2 rRNA genes are annotated in these 3,333 nt (G+C 51.2%); both read left to right on the forward strand.

Features of this window, described 5'->3' with window-relative positions:
* Positions 1–176: 176 nt before the first annotated feature.
* Positions 177–3,069 (forward strand): 23S ribosomal RNA (locus DMX11_RS25705).
* Positions 3,070–3,215: 146 nt separating this feature from the next.
* A 5S ribosomal RNA gene (rrf, locus tag DMX11_RS25710) occupies positions 3,216–3,331 on the forward strand.
* The last annotated feature ends 2 nt before the right edge of the window (positions 3,332–3,333 follow it).

Genomic DNA, 3,333 nt, shown 5'->3' on the forward strand with positions numbered 1-3,333 from the left:
CTTTTGTCAGATCGTTCTTTAAAAATTCGGATATGTGATAGATATAGACTGAACACCAGTTTCACTGCTGGTGGATCAGGCTAAGGTAAAATTTGTGAGTTCTGCTCGAAAGAGCAACGTACGAATTTTCGGCGAATGTCGTCTTCACAGTATAACCAGATTGCTTGGGGTTATATGGTCAAGTGAAGAAGCGCATACGGTGGATGCCTTGGCAGTCAGAGGCGATGAAAGACGTGGTAGCCTGCGATAAGCTTTGGGGAGTCGGCAAACAGACTGTGATCCAGAGATCTCTGAATGGGGGAACCCACTCAGCATAAGCTGAGTATCTTGTACTGAATACATAGGTGCAAGAGGCGAACCAGGGGAACTGAAACATCTAAGTACCCTGAGGAAAAGAAATCAACCGAGATTCCCTTAGTAGTGGCGAGCGAACGGGGACCAGCCCTTAAGTTGGTTTGAGATTAGTGGAACGCTCTGGAAAGTGCGGCCATAGTGGGTGATAGCCCCGTACACGAAAATCTCTTGTCAATGAAATCGAGTAGGACGGAGCACGAGAAACTTTGTCTGAATATGGGGGGACCATCCTCCAAGGCTAAATACTACTGACTGACCGATAGTGAACCAGTACCGTGAGGGAAAGGCGAAAAGAACCCCGGAGAGGGGAGTGAAATAGAACCTGAAACCGTATGCGTACAAGCAGTGGGAGCCTACTTTGTTAGGTGACTGCGTACCTTTTGTATAATGGGTCAGCGACTTATATTCAGTGGCGAGCTTAACCGAATAGGGGAGGCGTAGCGAAAGCGAGTCTTAATAGGGCGTTTAGTCGCTGGGTATAGACCCGAAACCGGGCGATCTATCCATGGGCAGGTTGAAGGTTAGGTAACACTGACTGGAGGACCGAACCGACTACCGTTGAAAAGTTAGCGGATGACCTGTGGATCGGAGTGAAAGGCTAATCAAGCTCGGAGATAGCTGGTTCTCCTCGAAAGCTATTTAGGTAGCGCCTCATGTATCACTCCAGGGGGTAGAGCACTGTTTCGGCTAGGGGGTCATCCCGACTTACCAAACCGATGCAAACTCCGAATACCTGGAAGTGCCGAGCATGGGAGACACACGGCGGGTGCTAACGTCCGTCGTGAAAAGGGAAACAACCCAGACCGTCAGCTAAGGTCCCAAAGTCATGGTTAAGTGGGAAACGATGTGGGAAGGCTTAGACAGCTAGGAGGTTGGCTTAGAAGCAGCCACCCTTTAAAGAAAGCGTAATAGCTCACTAGTCGAGTCGGCCTGCGCGGAAGATGTAACGGGGCTCAAACCATGCACCGAAGCTACGGGTATCACCTTATGGTGATGCGGTAGAGGAGCGTTCTGTAAGCCTGTGAAGGTGAGTTGAGAAGCTTGCTGGAGGTATCAGAAGTGCGAATGCTGACATGAGTAACGACAATGCGAGTGAAAAACTCGCACGCCGAAAGACCAAGGTTTCCTGCGCAACGTTAATCGACGCAGGGTTAGTCGGTCCCTAAGGCGAGGCTGAAAAGCGTAGTCGATGGAAAACAGGTTAATATTCCTGTACTTCCAGTTATTGCGATGGAGGGACGGAGAAGGTTAGGCCAGCCTGGCGTTGGTTGTCCAGGTTTAAGGTGGTAGGCTGGAATCTTAGGCAAATCCGGGATTTCAAGGCCGAGAGCTGATGACGAGTTGCCTTTAGGCGACGAAGTGGTTGATACCATGCTTCCAAGAAAAGCTCCTAAGCTTCAGATAACTGGGAACCGTACCCCAAACCGACACAGGTGGTTAGGTAGAGAATACCAAGGCGCTTGAGAGAACTCGGGTGAAGGAACTAGGCAAAATGGCACCGTAACTTCGGGAGAAGGTGCGCCGGCGAGGGTGAAGGACTTGCTCCGTAAGCTCATGCCGGTCGAAGATACCAGGCCGCTGCGACTGTTTATTAAAAACACAGCACTCTGCAAACACGAAAGTGGACGTATAGGGTGTGACGCCTGCCCGGTGCCGGAAGGTTAATTGATGGGGTTAGCGCAAGCGAAGCTCTTGATCGAAGCCCCGGTAAACGGCGGCCGTAACTATAACGGTCCTAAGGTAGCGAAATTCCTTGTCGGGTAAGTTCCGACCTGCACGAATGGCGTAACGATGGCGGCGCTGTCTCCACCCGAGACTCAGTGAAATTGAAATCGCTGTGAAGATGCAGTGTATCCGCGGCTAGACGGAAAGACCCCGTGAACCTTTACTATAGCTTTGCACTGGACTTTGAATTTGCTTGTGTAGGATAGGTGGGAGGCTTTGAAGTGGGGACGCCAGTTCTCATGGAGCCATCCTTGAAATACCACCCTGGCAACTTTGAGGTTCTAACTCAGGTCCGTTATCCGGATCGAGGACAGTGTATGGTGGGTAGTTTGACTGGGGCGGTCTCCTCCCAAAGAGTAACGGAGGAGTACGAAGGTGCGCTCAGACCGGTCGGAAATCGGTCGTAGAGTATAAAGGCAAAAGCGCGCTTGACTGCGAGACAAACACGTCGAGCAGGTACGAAAGTAGGTCTTAGTGATCCGGTGGTTCTGTATGGAAGGGCCATCGCTCAACGGATAAAAGGTACTCCGGGGATAACAGGCTGATACCGCCCAAGAGTTCATATCGACGGCGGTGTTTGGCACCTCGATGTCGGCTCATCACATCCTGGGGCTGAAGCCGGTCCCAAGGGTATGGCTGTTCGCCATTTAAAGTGGTACGCGAGCTGGGTTTAGAACGTCGTGAGACAGTTCGGTCCCTATCTGCCGTGGACGTTTGAGATTTGAGAGGGGCTGCTCCTAGTACGAGAGGACCGGAGTGGACGAACCTCTGGTGTTCCGGTTGTCACGCCAGTGGCATTGCCGGGTAGCTATGTTCGGAAGAGATAACCGCTGAAAGCATCTAAGCGGGAAACTTGCCTCAAGATGAGATCTCACTGGGATCTTGAATCCCCTAAAGGGCCGTCGAAGACTACGACGTTGATAGGTTGGGTGTGTAAGCGCTGTGAGGCGTTGAGCTAACCAATACTAATTGCCCGTGAGGCTTGACCATATAACACCCAAGCAATTTGCTGACGCAGATTGCGGTGGTGAAGACGAAAGACCCGAAAATTCGTAAGACCACAAATTAAACGCAGCACCACATCACATATCCGGATTCGCTGGGCTGTCCATCTGGACATTCTGGCTACAGAATTTCTTGACGACCATAGAGCATTGGAACCACCTGATCCCATCCCGAACTCAGCAGTGAAACGATGCATCGCCGATGGTAGTGTGGGGTTTCCCCATGTGAGAGTAGGTCATCGTCAAGATT

The organism is Pseudomonas sp. LB-090624 (assembly GCF_003205205.1).
Taxonomy (GTDB): Bacteria; Pseudomonadota; Gammaproteobacteria; order Pseudomonadales; family Pseudomonadaceae; genus Aquipseudomonas.